General features: G+C 72.0%; 15 protein-coding genes. All 15 read right to left on the bottom strand.

Annotated elements, in window-relative coordinates:
- Positions 1–56: 56 nt before the first annotated feature.
- The 15 genes from ACWD0J_RS28635 to ACWD0J_RS28565 all read right to left on the bottom strand — a co-directional run bounded on the left by ACWD0J_RS28635 (position 57) and on the right by ACWD0J_RS28565 (position 14763).
- Positions 57–929: an ABC transporter permease gene (locus tag ACWD0J_RS28635; RefSeq protein ID WP_451498734.1), complete on the bottom strand. Its 873-nt coding sequence runs from the start codon at positions 927–929 to the stop codon at positions 57–59.
- On the bottom strand, positions 926–1885 hold the full coding sequence (locus ACWD0J_RS28630) for an ABC transporter permease (protein ID WP_451498733.1): 960 nt from the start codon (positions 1883–1885) through the stop codon (positions 926–928). The genes ACWD0J_RS28635 and ACWD0J_RS28630 overlap by 4 nt, the downstream gene beginning before the upstream one ends.
- Before the next feature lie 12 nt (positions 1886–1897).
- Positions 1898–3502 (bottom strand): ABC transporter substrate-binding protein, encoded by a 1605-nt coding sequence (locus ACWD0J_RS28625; protein WP_451498732.1) that lies wholly within the window; start codon positions 3500–3502, stop codon positions 1898–1900.
- Positions 3503–3675: 173 nt separating this feature from the next.
- The gene (locus ACWD0J_RS28620; protein WP_451498731.1) at positions 3676–4590 is read right to left on the bottom strand and encodes an LLM class flavin-dependent oxidoreductase; all 915 of its coding nucleotides are present in this window, start codon (positions 4588–4590) and stop codon (positions 3676–3678) included.
- 55 nt (positions 4591–4645) lie between these two features.
- Entirely contained in the window at positions 4646–5668 is a 1023-nt protein-coding gene (locus ACWD0J_RS28615) for a methyltransferase (protein WP_451498730.1), read from the bottom strand.
- A 158-nt stretch (positions 5669–5826) separates the two neighbouring features.
- Entirely contained in the window at positions 5827–6279 is a 453-nt protein-coding gene (locus ACWD0J_RS28610) for a nuclear transport factor 2 family protein (RefSeq protein WP_451498729.1), read from the bottom strand.
- The gene (locus ACWD0J_RS28605; protein WP_451498728.1) at positions 6276–7766 is read right to left on the bottom strand and encodes an FAD-dependent monooxygenase; all 1491 of its coding nucleotides are present in this window, start codon (positions 7764–7766) and stop codon (positions 6276–6278) included. The genes ACWD0J_RS28610 and ACWD0J_RS28605 overlap by 4 nt, the downstream gene beginning before the upstream one ends.
- 5 nt (positions 7767–7771) lie before the next feature.
- A complete protein-coding gene (locus ACWD0J_RS28600) occupies positions 7772–8461 on the bottom strand; it encodes an antibiotic biosynthesis monooxygenase (RefSeq protein ID WP_451498727.1) in 690 nt (229 codons plus the stop codon).
- 10 nt (positions 8462–8471) lie between these two features.
- A complete protein-coding gene (locus ACWD0J_RS28595) occupies positions 8472–9803 on the bottom strand; it encodes an FAD-dependent monooxygenase (RefSeq protein ID WP_451498726.1) in 1332 nt (443 codons plus the stop codon).
- 1 nt (position 9804) lies between these two features.
- Entirely contained in the window at positions 9805–10752 is a 948-nt protein-coding gene (locus tag ACWD0J_RS28590; protein ID WP_451498725.1) for an aromatase/cyclase, read from the bottom strand.
- 35 nt (positions 10753–10787) lie between these two features.
- A complete protein-coding gene (gene fabG, locus ACWD0J_RS28585; protein ID WP_451498724.1) occupies positions 10788–11576 on the bottom strand; it encodes a 3-oxoacyl-ACP reductase FabG in 789 nt (262 codons plus the stop codon).
- Between the two features lie 9 nt (positions 11577–11585).
- Positions 11586–11855, bottom strand: a complete 270-nt coding sequence (locus tag ACWD0J_RS28580; protein WP_352344356.1) for an acyl carrier protein — start codon at positions 11853–11855, stop codon at positions 11586–11588.
- 90 nt (positions 11856–11945) lie between these two features.
- The gene (locus ACWD0J_RS28575) at positions 11946–13169 is read right to left on the bottom strand and encodes a ketosynthase chain-length factor (protein WP_451498723.1); all 1224 of its coding nucleotides are present in this window, start codon (positions 13167–13169) and stop codon (positions 11946–11948) included.
- Positions 13166–14437 (bottom strand): beta-ketoacyl-[acyl-carrier-protein] synthase family protein, encoded by a 1272-nt coding sequence (locus ACWD0J_RS28570; protein WP_451498722.1) that lies wholly within the window; start codon positions 14435–14437, stop codon positions 13166–13168. Before ACWD0J_RS28570 ends, ACWD0J_RS28575 begins: the two co-directional genes overlap by 4 nt.
- Positions 14434–14763 carry a TcmI family type II polyketide cyclase gene (locus ACWD0J_RS28565; protein ID WP_451498721.1) on the bottom strand — a complete coding sequence of 110 codons (330 nt, stop codon included), beginning with the start codon at positions 14761–14763 and terminating at the stop codon, positions 14434–14436. The genes ACWD0J_RS28570 and ACWD0J_RS28565 overlap by 4 nt, the downstream gene beginning before the upstream one ends.
- Between the last annotated feature and the right edge of the window lie 2166 nt (positions 14764–16929).

Here is a 16929-nt window from a genome sequence, read left to right as displayed (position 1 = left end):
CCCGGCAAGCCCCCGAACCCGCGCCGCGTCGTGATCACGCACCGGTTCCACCGGATTCACCGATGCCCCCCTTCCGCTTCGAGCACCCGTGACAGCCGGTTCGCCGCGAGGACGACGACCGTGACCGTGAGACTGGGCAGAGTAGTCAGCCACCAGGCCGTCGCGAGGTAGTTGCGGCCGTCGGCGACGAGGGAGCCCCATTCGGGGGCCGGTGGGGGTTCGCCGTAGCCGAGGAAGCCCAGGCTGGAGACGGCGAGGACGACGAGGCCGAAGTCGAGGGCGGCCAGGGCCAGGACGGGGCCGATGGCGGGCGGGAGGATGTAGCGGGGGAGGATGCGCCACCATCGCGCGCCGCAGAGGATCGCGGCCTCGACGTACGGTGCGGCCCGTACGCGCAGTACTTCCGCCCGCATGACCCGGGTGAACGCGGCGACACTGGTCGCCCCGATGGCGACAGCGATCTGGCCGGTGCCCACGCCGAGCGCGGTGACGAGCGTGAGCGAGAGCAGGAGCGGCGGGACGGACATCGTGACCTCGACGGCCCGCATGATGACCGCGTCCGTCCAGCTGCCGAAGAACCCGGCGACGAGCCCGAGGATCACTCCGCCGCCCAGGGCGATGAGGATGGCCAGGGCGGTGGCGCGCAGCGACAGGGCTGCGCCGTGGACCATTCGGGCGTAGATGTCGCGGCCCAACTGGTCTGTTCCGAAAAGGTGTTGGGCGCTCGGCGGTTGGAAGCGGTCCGCCGGCACGCCGGTGAGGGGGCTGCGGGAGGTGAACCAGTCCGGTACGAGGGCCCAGCCGAGGACCAGCGCGAGGACGAGGACGGAGAGCGTGGCGCCGGGTGAGCGCAGTGGGGCCGAGAACACGCGGCGAAGCCGTGCGGGCTCCTGGACCGGCTCGACGGGCAAGGGAGTCAGCGTCGTCATGCGGTCACCAGCCGTCCCGTGGCGCGGATGCGGGGGTCGAGCACCGGATACAGCAGGTCGATCAGCAGGTTGACCACCGCGAAGGCCAGAGCGGCGACCACCACGACCCCCTGGACCACCGGCAGGTCCTGCGCGGAGACGGCGGACTGGGTGATGCGGCCCATGCCGGGCCGTGAGAAGACCGTCTCGACGACGACCGCGCCGCCGATCAGCGAGCCGACGAGCATCCCGGCGACGGTCGCGGCCGGGATGGCCGCGTTGCGCAGCCCGTGGCCGAACAGGAGCCGGGCCCGGCCCGCGCCCGTGGCGCGGACGGTGTCGGCGTACGGCTCCTGGAGGGTCGTGTGGAGGGACTTGCCGAGGACCTGGGCGACGAGTGCGGCTCCCGGGATCGCCATGGTGCAGGCGGGCAGGATCACGCTGTCGAAGCCGCTGTCGCCGAGGGAGGGGAAGAGGTGCCAGCGGAAGGAGAGGAACTGGATCAGGACGAGCCCCACCCAGAAGGACGGCAGGGACACCGCGAACGACGGCAGTGAGCGCAGGAGTTGGCTCAGGAGAGGGCTCGCGGTGAGGTTCGCGGCGACCCCGAGCAGCGTGCCCAGGGTCAGCGCGAGCAGCATGGCGAGGGTGCCGACCTGGAGGGTCGGCGGGATCGCGTCGGCGATCATGCGGGAGACCGGCTGCCCGGTCTGGAGGGACGCGCCGAGGTCGCCGTGGAGCGCGCCGGCGAGCGCGGAGCCGTACTGGAGGATCAGCGGCCGGTCGAAGCCGAGTTCGGCGCGCGCCTGGGCGACCTGCTGCGGGGTCAGTTCGGCGAAGCCGCCGCGTCCGCTGAGCATGAGCGCGACCGGGTCGCCGGGCAGCAGCCGCAGCGCGACGAAGGTGAGGGTGAACGCGGCCCAGACGACGAACACCGCGCGCAGTGTCCGGGTGGCCGCGTACCGGGCCGTGTGCACTGTCTACCTCCCTCAGCCCAGCCAGGTGTCGTACAGGTCGAACCGGTTGGAGGCGTCGAGCGTGAAGCCCTTGACCTTGTCGGAGACGCCGTGGACCTGGGCGCCCTCGTACAGCGGGACGGTGTCGGCGTGGTCGAGGATCCAGCGGACCGCGTTGGACACGGCCCTCTGGCGGGTCTTCGCGTCGGTCGCCGCGACCTCCTGCTCCAGGTAGGTGTCGAGTTCGCTCGGCGGCAGGTGCCAGAGGTTGGCGCTCTTGGAGTAGAAGATGTTGCGCAGGACGTCCGGGTCGGCGCGGGTGACACCGACGGCGGTGAGGTCGAAGTTGCCCTTCTGCTGCTGCTCGACGTAGACGGCGGGGGTGACGGCCTTCAGCTTCAGGTCGACGCCGATCTTCCGGAGCTGCTGCTGCACGGCCTCGTTCGCGGGCGGCATCGGCGCGGGGATCAGCCAGGTGAGGGCGAGCGGCTTGCCGTCCTTCTCCCGGATGCCGTCCTTGCCCTCCTTCCAACCCGCGCTGTCCAGCAGGGATTTGGCGCCCTGCGGGTCGTGGCGGAGTTTGTCGGAGAAGTCCTCGTAGTACGGAGTCGTCGAGGACAGCACGCTCGTGGCGGGCTTGTACGAGTCGCTCAGCACGGAGTCGACGAGCCCTTGCCGGTCGATGCCCTTGAGGAGCGCCTCGCGGACCTTCTGGTCGGCGAGGATCCCCTGGTGGTTGAGGGAGAGGGGCGGTACGAGCCCGGGACCCGGTGCCGACACGACGCGGAAGCCGTTGCCCTTGAACTGGGCCTCGTCCGTGGGCTGGAGGGCCTTGGCCATGTCGACCTGACCGGAGGAGAGGGCGCCGGTGCGGGCGCCGGCCTCCGGGATGAACGTGAACGTCACCTGGTCGAGGTGGGCGGCGCCCTTGTGCGTGGCGAGGGACGACGGCCAGGCGTAGTCCGCCCGCTTCTTGAGGACGGCTTCCTGGTTGGTGGTGTAGTGGTCCAGGACGTACGGGCCCGAGCCGATGAACGTGCCCCGGCAGCGGTCGGCGGCCGAGGCCGTGAACGACGCGGGCGACAGGATCCCCAGGCCGACGGTCGACGTCGCCTGGAGGAACTGGGCGTTGGCCGTCGCGAACCTGACGGTGAGGGTGTGCGCGTCGGTGACGGTCGTGCCCTGGTAGCCGATCAGATGGCTGGGGGCGCCGTTCGCGGGCAGCTTCACCAGGTTGTCGAACGTGGCCTTCACCGCCGCCGCGTCGACGGGCTTGCCGTCGCTGAAGGTGACGCCGTCGCGCAGCACGAACGTGAACGCGCTGCCGTCCGCGCTGGTCGTGAACGACTTCGCCAGCCACGGCACGATCTTGCCGGACTTCGGATCCTGAGCGGTGAGCGAGTCGACCACGGACCGGGTGATGTCGATCGCGCTGATCTGCCCCGTCTGCTGCGGATCCAGGCACCCCGGATCCGCCTCGGCCCCGACCAGCAGCGTCCCCCCGTCACGCGGCGCCCCGTCACTCGTACCGCCCGAGTCCCCGCCACCGCCCGAACACGCGGCGACGGGCAGGACGACCGCGAGCAGCGCGCCCGCGAGACGGAGCCGACGGCGCGAGCGGGTGGTTCTGGTGGGCATCTCAGGACCTTTCTCGAAGGAACTCGGGTCTCGAAGGACCTCGGGGGAATCGGCGAGAGGAGACGGCGAGGGAGGTGGGGCCCCACGCCTCACGGACGGGGCACCACCCCTGCGGGGCACCGGGCCGCCGGCCCTCGGCGAACGCCACGGGAGAGCGCACGCGGTCTCGGTCATCAGCCCTTGGCCACCGCCTCCCGCACGGCCGGCACGATCTCCTCGGCCCACCGGCCGAGGCCTACCTGCCCGGAGGGGTCACCGGACGCGAAGTACACGAACCCGGATGCGCCGTGTTCCAGGACGGCCTCGGTCAGTTCGGTGATCCACTGGCCGACGGAACCGCCCAGCCACCGCCCGGACGAGTCGCGCGGAGCGTTGACGGGGGCGTCGGTGATGCGGGCCGGCAGGTTGAAGACGGTCGCGATGTCCGCGGGGTCACGGCCGACGGAGCGCGCGGCTTCCTCGACCAGCGGCCGTGAGCTGCGGTACCGCTCGCTGTGCCAGTCCGCCGCGTTGCCGGGGATCCAGCCGTCGGCCGAACGCCCGGTGACCGCGAGGGACTTGGGGCCCACGGACCCCGTCCAGACCAGCGGCGCGGGCACCGGCGCCGGGTCGAGCCCGACGACCTTGGTGAACTCGCCGTCCAGGGTGACCGGGGCGGGGCCGTCGGACAGCGCCCGCACCAGGCCGATGGCCTCCTCCAGGGCGCGTACGGCGGCGGCCGGGTCGAGCCGGGTGACACCGAAGCGGGCGATGTCGTCCCAGTAGCCGCCCGCGCCGATGCCGAGGACGACCCGGCCCCCGGAGAGCGCGGACAGCGTCGACAGGGTGCGGGCCAGCAGCGGCACCGGGCGGGTCGGCAGGTTGGTCACAGTCGTGACGCCGGTGATGGTCCGGGTCCGGCCGAGGAGCAGGCCGAGCGTGCTGTACGCCTCCAGCCGATCGCCGTAGTACGGGTGGTCGGACAGGGCGAAGAAGTCGAGCCCCGCCCGGTCGGCGTACTCGACCCGGCGTGCGACCTCCGGTGCGTCGTCGACGGCGATCCCCGGTCCGATCCCGAACCACGGTTTGCGTGCGAGCCGTTCTGTCATCTGCTTCTTTCCTCGGTACGGATTTCAGTCGGCCTCACGGGAGACACACCCCGTGTCAGACCCGTACGGCCTCGACCACGCTGCAGTGCCCACCCGGCACGACCCGCGTCAGCTCGAGCCCCGAGTCCGCCAGCAGCGCCTCGAACTCACCGGCCGTACGCTGCTGTCCCCCGGCGACGACCAGCATGTCGAGGTCCATCAGGGAAACCGTCGGCGACGGCCGGGGCCGGTCCGGCAACACGGCCTCAACCAGCAGCACGTGTCCCCCGTCGGCCAGCGCGGCGCGCGCGTTGGTCAGGATGCGCCGGGACTGCTCGTCGTCCCAGTCGTGGATGATGTTGGAGAGGATCACGGCGTCACCGCCGCCCGGCACGGACTCGAAGAAGTCCCCGGCGACCAGCTCCGCCCGGTCGGCCACCCCGGCGTCCCGCAGCGGCTGCCCGGCCGAGGCGATGACCTCGGGCCGGTCGTACAGAATCCCGCGCGTCCCGGGCGCGGAGGCGAGGACGGCGGCCAGCAGCGCGCCCCGCCCGCCGCCCGCGTCGACGATCGTCGAGAACCGCCCGAAGTCGTACGCGGCGACGACCGGGGCGATGATCTGCCGGGACGCCTCGGTCATGGCCCGGTCGAAGACGCCGAGCACGTCGGGGTGGTCGTGCAGGTAGTCCCAGACGGACTTGCCGAGCACCTCGGGGAAGGCGGTGTGCCCGGTGCGTACGGCGTCGGCGAGGCCGGCCCAGGCGTGCCGTTCGGCGGGCAGCCCAGTCCAGATCGCGAAGTTGCGCAGGCTGACCGGGCTGTCGGCGCGCAACGCGTCGCCCAGCGCGGTCAGTTCGAAGACCTGGCCGTCGTGTTCGGTGAACAGGCCGATATCGGCGCCGGCCCGCAGCAGCCGGTAGAGGCTGGGCGCGTGGGTGTCGGTCGCGGCGGCGAGTTCGGTGAGCGGTCGGGGGCCTTCGGCGAGCGCGTCGGCGACGCCGAGTTCGGCGGTCGCACTGACCGCCTGGGCGAGCCATCCTGCGGTGACGAGCTGCAACACCTGCGCATGCAGGGGCAGTTCACTGGAGCCTGGGGGCATGGCGGAGCTTCCTCCTTGGCGGCGGGGTTGGCCGGTGGGGTTGGACCGGGACACACCGACAGGCCCGTGTGAAGTGTGTCGGGGGCCGGTCGGGCCGTACAAGCCGCGCTGATGTCAGGTCTTTGCGCGGTACGTCAGATCTCTGCAAAGTCGCCGGGTCAGTGCCCCGGCGCGCCCTGCGGGCCCTGCCCTTCGTGCCACACCAGGTCGAAGACGAACCGGTCGATGCGCCAGCCGTCGGCGGTCCGCACCGCACCGGCCTCGTAGTGCCCGCCGATGGTGAAGTGGACGCCGGGCTCGGCGGCCTTGCGGACGTGTACGGCGGTCAGGTGCGCGCGGATCGTGGCCCGGTCGCCGTCGACGTCGATGGAGTAGTTGGACGCGGTGTGGTGGGTGCGCTCAAAGGTCGTACGGGCCATCTCCTGGAACTCGGTGAGTCCCGCGATCCCCTTGTACTCGCCCATGGGGAAGGTGAGGTGGACGTCGTCGGTGAAGACCGCGCCGAACCAGTCGTCGCGGTGCCGGTCGCGGTCGAGGTGGGTGACGTAGCGGTCGGCGAGGGCGGTGAGGTCGGCCCTGTCCCGCAGGTCGACGAGGGTCTTTTCACTCATGCCGGTACTGCCTCTCGGTCGGTGACGGGACCGAACCAGCGGTGCAGGGCGTCGGTGAGCCCCTCGCCGCCGGGCGCGGCGGACACCCACGCGGCGTGCCCGTCGGGGCGGATCAACAGGGCGTGCAGGCCCGCCAGTTCGTCGTACGGGTCGTCGGCCGGCTTGGCGGTCGTGACGGTCACCCGGTCGTGCCAGGGGGCGGCGGCCGTGCGGATCTCCGGGTCGTCGGCGAGGTCGAGGAGGACGCCGCGCGCCGGGTGCAGGAGCCGGGCGGTGCTGGTCCGACCGGCGGGCCCGACCAGGGCGCGGGGTGCGACGCGCCCGCCCGTCAGCGGGTGGCCGCCGCCGAGGTCGTACCGGACGTCGATACCGCTGACCGCGCCGGCGAGATGGCGTTTGACGTCGTCGTACGCGATGAGTTCGGCCAACAGGGCGCGCAGCGGGTCGGACTCCCTGCCGCCGAGGAAGACCGTGCCCTGGGCGCGGGTGTTCAGCAGCAGGCGGGCGCCGACCGGGTGGCGTTCGGCGTGGTAGGTGTCGAGGAGGCCGGGGTGGGCGCGTCCGGTGACCTCGGCGGCGAGCTTCCAGCCCAGGTTGACGGCGTCCAGGATGCCGGTGCTCATGCCCTGGCCGCCGGCCGGGAGGTGGACGTGGGCGGCGTCCCCGGCGAGCAGGACCCGGCCCGCGCGGTAGGTGGCCGCCTGCCGGGTGGCGTCGGTGAAGGAGCTGACCCACTCGGTGTCGGCGTCGGCGATGTCCTCGCCGGTGAGCCGCCGCCAGGCGTCGGCGACCTCGGCGAACGTGACGGGCGCGGCGTCCTCGCGGGGCGGGGCGCCGTCCGGGCAGACGATGATGCGGTCGACCTCGTCGGTCAGGGGCGCCGCCATCACCATGCCGTGTTCCAGACGCTCCCCGAGCGGCCGGGGCCGCAGCTTGCGGCCCACCACGTCCGCGAGGTACATGACACGGGCGGCCGGTGTGCCGGGGAAGGCGATCCCGGCGGCCGCGCGCACGGGGCTGTGCCCGCCGTCGGCGCCCACGAGGTAGGCGGCGCGCAGCCGCCCCGGCCCTTCGGGGGTGCGTACGGTGATCTCCACCGCCGAGTCACCGGCGTCCAGCCCGGTGAACTCCCACCCCCGGTGGACGACCGCGCCGAGTTCGACCGCCCACTCCTCCAGCACCGCCTCAGTGCGCGACTGCGGTATCCCTCGGGCCCCGAAGTGGGCGCCCGGCAGGACGGTGTAGTCGAACCGCACCCCGCCGAAGTGGCCGACAGGGCTGATCTGAGGCGTTCCGAAGCGCGGCAGCAGTCCCCGCTGGTCGAACGCCTCCATGGCGCGGGCGGTGAAACCCAGCCCCCGGGACTGTCCGGTCGGCTCGGCGAGCCGCTCCACGACCGTCACGCGCGCGCCGCCCAGGCGCAGTTCACCGGCGAGCGTCAGCCCGGTCGGCCCCGCGCCGACGACGATGACGTCGGTGTCGGCCATGCCGGTCAGTCCTTCGCCGGCAGAGCCGACCGGGAGTGTGTCACCCGGTAGGTGTTGGCCTGCCGCCCGGTGACGAGGGACCGCGCCCGCTCCCGGCCCTGGCGGATGTCGGCCGGCCGCTGCTCCTCGGGAAGGGTGTGGAACGCGTCGTACGCCTCCTTGCTGTCCCACTGGGCGTAGTTGACGACGTATGTGCCGTCCACGCCCCGGAAGTAGGTGTGCGAGCGGTAGCCGGGCACGGTCGTGATCCACTCGTCCGGTTTCGCGAGGGTCTCCAGGAGGTCCTTCTGGTCCTCGGGGCGCGTGTCGAAGACGATCACGACGGTGTAGTCGTCGCGTTCCGGCGAGATCTCGATGCCCCGGTCCAGCGCGGGGTGGTGCTGGGTGAAGGCCAGTTCGGTCTTCAACAGGCGTACGGTCCGGGCGAGTTTGTGGAACAGCGGTACGGTCTTGCGCTGGAACTTCTGGCTTTCGTACCGGGCCTGGAGGTCGGCGGCGCTGCGCCACTGGATGTAGTTGACGGTTCCCGGCTCGTCCACGCCCGAGTGCAGCGTCGAGGAGATCCAGCCGGGGTAGTCGGCGTGGTCGATGATGTCGCGCATCGCGTCGAGCACGTCGTCCTGGAGGGGCCGGGTGTCCGTCTCGAAGAGGTTGAAGACGGTCAGGTAGCCGTCGTCGGGCGAGATCAGGGGCATGCGGGTTTCCTTACGTCGTCGGTGGGCCGAACCAGCGGGCGAGCACCTCTTGGGGCGGCGGGTCGGACGGGTCCGCCCAGACGGTGTGCCCGTCGGGCCGTACGAGGGTCCAGTGCTCGGCGGGGGCGTAGGGGACGCCGTCCAGGATGTCGGCGGGGCCGAGGAGCAACCCCCGTCCGGCGCGCAGGAGTTCGGTGCTGTGCGGCAGGCGGGCGCCGACGCCGTCGTAGTGGACGTCGAGGCCGCCGATCGTCGCGGCGAGGTGGGCGCGGACGGGTTCGTGGCCGATGAGTTCGGTGAGCAGGGCGCGTACGGGTTCCACCTCGGGGCCGCCGAACAGCAGCAGTGCCTGCGCCTCGATGGTGGACAGGGTGCGCGCGCCGACCGGGTGGCGTTCGGCGTGGTAGGTGTCGAGGAGGCCGGGGTGGGCGCGTCCGGTGACCTCGGCGGCGAGTTTCCAGCCCAGGTTGAAGGCGTCGTGCAGGCCCAGGTTGAGGGCCTGGCCGCCGATGGGCGGCTGGCGGTGCGCGGCGTCGCCCGCGAACAGGACGCGGCCGTGCCGGTAGTGGGTGAGCTGGCGGGTCGTGTCGTCGAACGCGTTCACCCACAGCGGGGTGCCGCCGCTGACGTCCTCGCCGGTGACCCGCTTCCAGGCGCGCGCGATCTCGTCGTACGCGGGCGGCCCGGTCCGTACGGGCACCGGCGCGCCGTGCTCGTGCACCATCACCCGCGTCACCCCGTCGGCCCGGCGCGCGGCGACGGCCAGTCCGTCCAGCAGCCGTTCGAAGCGCCGGTCGGGGACCTCGATCCCGGCGACGTCGGCCCGCAGCAGCTCGCGCCGCGCGTCGTGGCCGGGGAAGTCCGCGCCGAGGAGGCGGCGTACGGTGCTGTCCTCGCCGTCGCAGGCGACGAGCCAGGCGGCGCGTACGACGTGGTCGCCGGTCTCGGCCTCGACGTACGCGCCCGTGTCGGTGACCGCCCGCACCTCCTGCCCGCGCCGCACGTCGGCGCCGAGCCCGGCGGCCCAGCGCGCGAGCAGCCGTTCGGTGTCGGACTGGGGAACCTTCCACAGCCCCGGCCGGCTGCCGGGCAGTGTCAGGTCGACCGGGATCCCGGCGAAGTGCCCGCGCGAGTCGTTCGCCGGGCTGTCTTCCCCGTCCCACAGCCCCCGGCTGTCGAAGATCTCCATCGTGCGGGCGTGAAGGGTCGAGGCCCGCGACTCGGTGGTGGGCTCTTCGAGCCGTTCGAGTACGACGACGTCGGCGCCGCCGAGGCGCAGTTCCCCGGCGAGCAGCAGCCCGACGGGGCCCGCGCCGACGACCACGACCTGCGTGTCGGGCACGTCAGCCCCGCTCCCCCGCGAGCGTCTCGGCGTACGCCTTGGCGTGGCCGAGGGTGGCGAGGCTGTTGGTGGACAGGGCGGTGTGGACGTACGTCCGGGCGTCGGCCACGGTCGCATCGGTTCCGAGGACGGCGGCGATGGTGTCGGTGTTGAGGCTGACGGTGTGCTGGGAGGAGGCGACGGTGCCTTCCCCGGTCTCCTCGAAGGTCCACACGCCGGTGTGCAGGGTCAGCAGCGCGGGCAGGGTGACCTGCTTGTAGGCGATGCGGTGGTGGGGGAAGGTCACGCGGTACGACTTGGTGGTGTGCGTGGATCCGTCCTTGGCGCGGGTGTCCATCTCCAGGGTCTGGAGTCCCGGGGTGTCCTCGGTGAGGCGTACGGACGCGACGTGCGGGAGCCGCTCGGCCCACTGGTCCGCCTCGTTGACGAAGTCGAAGAGGTCCTTGGCGGCGCCGGTGACGGTGACGCTGTCGGTGAAGGAGAACGCCAGGTCCTCGGCGGCGTGGGCGGCTTCGACGTTGGTGCGCAGCGCGGCGAGTTCGGAGCGGCTGTTGCGGTCGACGGCCTCGTCGATCCAGGCGAGCCCTTCCGGGTCGTCGTCGACCGCGCGGTAGTCGTGCGTGAGCCGGACCCGGGCCTTGTTGTCGCCGAGGGGTTCGATGATCCAGGCGCCGCCCATCGCGGCGACCGGCGGGGTGCTGATCTCCTGCCGGAAGGTGATGCGCAGGCGCTCCGGGTCCAGGGTGCGGCGGGAGGTCCAGTTCTTGGCCTCGCCGTGTGCGGTGGCCCAGATCCGGATGCGTTCCTCGGCGCCGGTGTGCTCGACCTGGTCGACGTGGATGGTGGGCGGGAAGATCCGGGGCCAGTTCACCACGTCGGCGATGAGGCGGTAGACGGCCGCCGCGGGGGCGCCGACGGTGATCTCGTGCTCGACCTCACGGGTTGGCATGGTCGGGGCTCCTTCGTCATGGTCCTGGGTCCTGGTCAGAAGTTGCCGAGGCCGCCGCAGACGTTGAGGGCCTGTGCGGTGATGGAGGCGGCGGTGTCGGAGGCGAGGTAGCCGACCAGGCCCGCGACCTCCTCCGGGGTGGAGTACCGGCCGAGCGGGATCTTCGCCTGGAACTTCTCCAGGATCGCGTCCTCGCTGGTGTCGTAGGCGGCGGCGTACCCCTGCCGGACCCGCTGCGCCATCGGCGTCTCGACATACCCGGGGCAGACCGCGTTGACGGTGATGCCGGTGGGCGCGAGCTCGTTGCCGAGGGCCTTGGTGAAGCCGACGACGCCGTGCTTCGACGCGGAGTAGGGGGCGCCCAGCACGACGCCCTGCTTGCCGGCCGTGGAGGCGATGTTGATGATGCGGCCCCGGTCCTTGTGGCGCAGCCCGCCCGTGGTGAGGACCTCGCGGGTGAGCCGGAAGACGCTGGTGAGGTTCGTCTCGATGACGTCCTCCCACAGCTCGTCGGCGATGTCGGCGGTGACGCCGCCGCCGGACCGGCCCGCGTTGTTGACGAGTACATCGATCGTCCCGAACCGCTCCAGCGCGGCCCGCACGAAGGCCCGTACGGCCTCGGGTTCGCGGACGTCGACGGTCGTACCGGCCACGTCGAGCCCTTCGGCGACAAGTTCCTTGACGGTGGCCTCGACGTTCTCCGCGTCACGGGCACCGATGAACACGCGGTGCCCCTGGACGGCGAGCAGCCGGGCGACGGCCAGGCCGATGCCGCTGGTGGCGCCGGTGACGAGAGCGACGCGGCCGGTGGTGGTCGTGGTCATGGCGGCCTCTCAGACGGTGCGGGAGACGGTCAGCAGGTCGTTGACGACGCCGATGAGGGCGCGCGGGGTCAGCGCGTCGGTCAGCAGGTCGTCGTCGAGGGCGATGCCGTACGTGCGCTCGATCCGGCTGCCGGTCTCCAGGAGGGCCAGCGACTCGTAGCCGAGCGCGGTGAACTCGGTGTCCAGGACGTCTCCGTCGAGGTCGACGCCCTCTTCGGCGCCGGCGGCCTCCAGGAGGATGCGCTTGAGATCGGCGAGGGTGAACGGGTCGGCAGACACGGGGAGGGTCCTTCCGGTGGGGGGCTGGGTGGGGGGCGCGTGCGGGGCTTTGGGGCGCGTACGCGGAAACGGTCCTTCTGGGCGGGGCGGTCAGCGCGGTGCGGGCGCCCGCAGGACGACGGCGGAGTTGAAGCCGCCGTGTCCCCGGGCCAGGACCAGCGCGGTGCGCAGGCCGAGGCGGCGCGGCCGGTCGACGACGAGGTCCAGGTCGTACTCGGGGGAGAGCTTGACGTTGACGGTGGCGGGGACGATCCCGTCGCGCAGGGCGAGCAGGGCGGTGGCCAGGTCGAGGGGGGCGGCGCCCGAATAGAGGCGGCCGGTCATCGTCTTGGGGCCGCTGACCGGGACGCCGTACGGGCCGAAGACCTGGGTGAGCGCGTCGGCCTCGGCGCGGTCGAGGTCGGGGTCGCCGGCCGCGTCGGCGAACACGACGTCCACGTCGGCGGGTTGGGCGCCCGCGTCGGCGAGGGCGAGTTCGACGGCCTTGCGCAGGCCGGGCGGGCGCCCGCTGCCGGGCCTGGGGTCGAAGGTGGCGCCGTATCCGGCGATCTCGCCGTAGGAGTGGGCGCCGCGTTCGCGGGCGGACTCGGCGGCCTCCAGGATCAGGATCGCGCCGCCCTCGCCGGGCACATGGCCGCAGGCGTCGCGGTCGAAGGGGAGGTAGGCGCGGGCGGGGTCCTCGCTGGTGCTGAGCCGGCCGCCGGCGAGCTGCGCGACCCAGCCCCAGGGGCACAGGGAGGCGTCGACGCCGCCGGACACGACAAGACGGGTGCCCTTGCGGATCTGCCGGCGGGCCTGGGCGACCGCGTCGAGGCCGCCGGCCTGGTCGCTGACGACGACGCCGCTGGGGCCCTTCATGCCGTTGCGGATGGAGATCTGGCCGCTGTTGACGGCGTAGAACCAGGCGAAGGACTGGTACGCGGACACGTACTGGCTGCCCTGGCTCCACAGCTTGCGCAGCTCGTTCTGGCCGAACTCGAAGCCGCCGGACGCGCTCGCGGTGACCACGCCCATGTCGAAGGAGGCCAGCTCATCGGGGCGTACGCCCGCGTCGGCCAGCGCCCAGTCGGCGGCGGCGAGGGCGAGCCGGGTCATCCGGTCGGTCTGCGGGATGAGCCGGCCCGGCAGGTGCTCCTCGGCGGTGAACCCGGTGATCTCGCCGGCGAGTTTCGCCGGGTAGCCGGACGGGTCGAAGCGGGTGAGGCGGCCGATGGCGCTGCGGCCCTCGAGCGTGGCCGCCCAGTGCTCGCGCGTCCCGAGCCCGGTCGGCGAGGCGACGCCGAGTCCGGTCACCACGACGGTCGCCGTACTCACACCTGCTTCCTTTCCGGCTCGGCCAGCACCATCGCGCTCTGGAACCCGCCGAACCCGCTGCCAACGGTGAGTACCGCGTCGGTGAGCTGGTCACGGGCCTGCAACGGCACGTAGTCGAGGTCGCACTCGGGGTCGGGGGTGTGGAGGTTGGCGGTCGGCGGGACGACGTCGTACTCCATGGCCAGCACCGAGGCGGCGATCTCGATGGAGCCGATCGCGCCCAGGGAGTGGCCCACCATCGACTTGATCGAGCTGACCGGGGTGCGGTAGGCGTGCGCGCCGAGACTGCGCCTGAACGCGGCCGTCTCGTGGCGGTCGTTCTGTTTCGTGCCCGAGCCGTGCGCGTTGATGTAGTCGATGGCCTCGCCGGGCAGCCGCGCCTCGTCGAGGGCGACCCGGATCGCCTCGGCCATCTCCGCGCCGTCGGGGCGCAGTCCGGTCATGTGGTAGGCGTTCGAGCGGGTCGCGTACCCGGCGATCTCCGCGTAGATGTGGGCGCCGCGCCTGCGGGCGCTGTCGAGTTCCTCCAGCACGAACACGGCCGCGCCCTCGCCGAGCACGAACCCGTTGCGGGTGCCGTCGAAGGGGCGGGAGGCGTGGGCCGGGTCGTCGTGGCGGGGAGTGGTGGCCTTGATCGCGTCGAAGCAGGCCATGGTGATCGGGGAGATCGGCGCGTCCGACGAGCCGGCGACCATGATGTCCACGGCTCCCTCGCGGATCAGCTCGGCGGCGTACCCGACGGAGTCGATGCCCGAGGTGCAGCCGGTGGACACGACGGTGGCGGGGCCCTCTGCGCCGACCGCCCAGGCGACCTCGGCGGCGAAGGAGCTGGGCACCAGGTGGTCGTAGAGGTGCGGTGCCGCGTACGCGTGGTCGACGAGGGCGAGGCGGCCGCCGTCGCTGACGACGCGGTACTCCTCGTCCAGGCCCATCGTGGCGCCGACCGCGCTCCCGATGGTGACGCCGGTGCGGTACGGGTCGAGGTCGGCGAACTCGATCCCGCTGTCCGCGACCGCGCCGCGCGCCGCGACCACCGCGAACTGGGCGGCCCGGTCCATGCGGCGCACTTCCTGCGGGGTGAGGCCGTGCTCGTACGGATCGAAGTCGATCTCGGCGGCGACGCGGGAGCGGAACGGCGCGGGGTCGAAGAAGGTGATTCCCCGCGTCGCCGTACGCCCCTCACTCAGCAGGCTCCAGAAGTTCTTGGCGCCCACGCCACCCGGCGCGAGAACCTCGAGCCCCGTGATGACGACGCGACGCGCGCTCACGCGGACGCCTCCCACGAATAGAACCGCGTCGCCATCGCGTCCGCCGGTGAGCGCCAGGTCGCCGGGTCGTACGCCTCGATGAACGGCTTCAGGTCGTTGCTGATCCCGACGAACCGGGGGTCGGTCTTCGCCGCCTCGATCAGCTCTCCCCCGTTGTCCTCGTCGAAGTCCTGGAGGTGGAAGTACAGCCCCCGGTAGTGAAAGAGCTGGCGCCGCCTGGTCCCCATCCTGTGCGGCATCTCGGTCGCGTCGAAATCGGCGAACAGGCCGGCCACGTGCGCGCCCGCGCCCGGTTCCAGCCTGGCGACGATCAGAGTGCTGTGCATGCGTGCCCACTCCTCTCTCCTGTAATGGCCATGACATAACGGCAGTACATGTCGCGTCCGGCCTCCCTCACATGCCCACGCCGACCCGCGGCTTCAAGCCTCCGGGGTGCGGGGATCGCGTTCAAGGGAGGCCGGTTCAGGGCTCTGTCAGGGTTTTTCGGGGAACTGCACAGAAAGGTCAGACGGGTGCGGGTCAACGACAGAGGGGGGTGCGGGCGGGACAGGGGTCTGCGGGGCGGGTCAGACGATCGTCATGAGGGGGTGGGGTGTGCTTCGCGGGGGTGTTCCGGCGACCGGAACGGCCATGGCGAGGCGACCGGCCTCGCGATACCGCCCCGGTTGGCTCACGGCCATCCGGACCGCGCCGGTCAGGGCGGTACGGATCGCTCGGCGCCTGAGTGCCGCACCGATCACGCCCACGACCTGCGCCACGACGACAGGCCGCCCGCACCACCCGGGAAGCCGGGTGCCAGGCCGAAGCGCATATGGCCCCGACGGGGTCAGATCTCCGTGCCTGCGGCCCAGTGCACGGTGCCGCCAGACTTGATCATGACATTTCCGTCCGCCTGGAACACAAGCGTCACGCCGGGCTGTCGTTGCTCTGCGAGGACCACAAGGGCTGGCCGACGCCGCACTGTCGGTGCTGGCGGGCGTGGTGCTGCTCAGGGAGCGCCCCGCCGCGCTGATGTGGGTCGGCATGGCTGCCGTACCGCCGGCGCCGTGGCTGGTCCCGCAGGATACGTCGGACGCGGCCGGGGAGAGAAACGCGGCGATGCCCGACGGCACCGAGCGCCCTGGCGGTCAGCGTGGGATTGTTCGGTCTGCAGTTCTTGGCCATGGCTCAGGTGGACGGCGACAGCGGTCTGTGGCCGGTGGCACTGAGCCGAGTGGTGTACGTCGTTGTCATCGCAGGCGTATTGCCGTCGTACGGCGGCCGATGAACCATGCCGACAGGAGCGTGGGCGGCAGCGGTGGCAGCGGGCATGGTGGGACGGCCGCCACTGTGTATCCGGAGGCGACCACACAGAAACTCATGGCCGTGGCCACTGTGCTCTCGTCGCTGTATCCCGCAGTCGCTGTACCCCGCAGTCGCTGTATCCCGCCGTCGCTGTATCCCGCCGTCCCTGTCATCCTTGCCCTGCTGGATCGTGAAGCTGTGGTCGGACGCCTGGGCGGAGTTCGTGTCCTTCCGCTCCTTCGACGTCGCGGACACCGAGAAACGCGAGTTGCGGGATCGCGCATCCCACCTTTGAGACTCCTGCGACTCCGCCCGGGCGGACCGCTCGCCTCCAGGCCGTCGCTTACACCAACTGCTGTTCGTGCTGGATGGTACGGGTCCGGCCGGGGCTGGAGGAAGGCGAGTGCGGTCTCGGTCACCGTCAGCCCATGGCCGGCTCCCTGGCCTGTCAGGGCGACAGAGCGAACCGCGCGCGGCAGACCACGCGGCGACGCCGGGCGACACTCGGCACCACGTCTTCCAGCGGCACGGCGTGTCGAGATCCGTATCGGCGCCCTGCATGCAGCCGCCAGAGGCCTGGCTCTGGCCGGTTTTCTGCGTCACGTCCCCGTTCTCGTGGCCCCTCTGGTCGACATGCTCAAGGACGGCCCAACCGCACCCGTATGGCGCCCCGTCCGAACCCCCCACCGGAGAGTCGGATGGAGCCAGTCACCCGCACATTCATCACAGCGGTCTGCGCAGTCCCTTCCGCGCGCACCCCCGACCACAAGCCCGACCACGGCCGTCCTGGACCCCGACCACGGGCTCGACCGCAGCAGGTCAGAGCGGGCAGAGCCCTCACCTCTGCGATGACCTGGCCTGTCCTGACCTGGCGTCATCGTCCGCACAACGCGCAGCAGGGCCCCGCGCGAGGGCTGCCCAGTGGCGTTGCCGGCCCGCACCGCGTCCTCAGGATGCTCGTCCGGGTGGGGGCGGTCGAACATGAGGGCACCGGCTGCCGGATCGCGTTCCGATGATGGCCATGGGTGCGGCGTTGCCTGAAGGAGCGGTCCGCCGCGTCGCGTTTCCGTACCTGCTGGATGTGCACCGGGCTATCGGGCACGCCGTCCATCAGTGCGTCCTGCGCGGCCGCGGGGCAGCACCACCGGCACGACGTGCGGGTCCCGCCGAACGCACCACTGCCCGCCCGCGTCCGGCGCATCACAGCG

The sequence above is a fragment of the Streptomyces sp. NPDC003011 genome, assembly GCF_053591515.1.
This window is presented reverse-complemented; position numbering and strand designations above follow the sequence as displayed.

Excerpts from the sequence above, each read along its gene's own strand:
- ACWD0J_RS28600 (WP_451498727.1), bottom strand. The coding sequence starts at position 8,461 with ATGCCCCTGATCTCGCCCGACGACGGCTACCTGACCGTCTTCAACCTC.
- ACWD0J_RS28620 (WP_451498731.1), bottom strand. The coding sequence starts at position 4,590 with ATGACAGAACGGCTCGCACGCAAACCGTGGTTCGGGATCGGACCGGGG.
- ACWD0J_RS28610 (WP_451498729.1), bottom strand. The coding sequence starts at position 6,279 with ATGAGTGAAAAGACCCTCGTCGACCTGCGGGACAGGGCCGACCTCACC.
- ACWD0J_RS28605 (WP_451498728.1), bottom strand. The coding sequence starts at position 7,766 with ATGGCCGACACCGACGTCATCGTCGTCGGCGCGGGGCCGACCGGGCTG.
- ACWD0J_RS28565 (WP_451498721.1), bottom strand. The coding sequence starts at position 14,763 with ATGCACAGCACTCTGATCGTCGCCAGGCTGGAACCGGGCGCGGGCGCG.
- ACWD0J_RS28615 (WP_451498730.1), bottom strand. The coding sequence starts at position 5,668 with ATGCCCCCAGGCTCCAGTGAACTGCCCCTGCATGCGCAGGTGTTGCAG.
- ACWD0J_RS28590 (WP_451498725.1), bottom strand. The coding sequence starts at position 10,752 with ATGCCAACCCGTGAGGTCGAGCACGAGATCACCGTCGGCGCCCCCGCG.
- ACWD0J_RS28625 (WP_451498732.1), bottom strand. The coding sequence starts at position 3,502 with ATGCCCACCAGAACCACCCGCTCGCGCCGTCGGCTCCGTCTCGCGGGC.
- ACWD0J_RS28635 (WP_451498734.1), bottom strand. The coding sequence starts at position 929 with ATGACGACGCTGACTCCCTTGCCCGTCGAGCCGGTCCAGGAGCCCGCA.
- fabG (WP_451498724.1), bottom strand. The coding sequence starts at position 11,576 with ATGACCACGACCACCACCGGCCGCGTCGCTCTCGTCACCGGCGCCACC.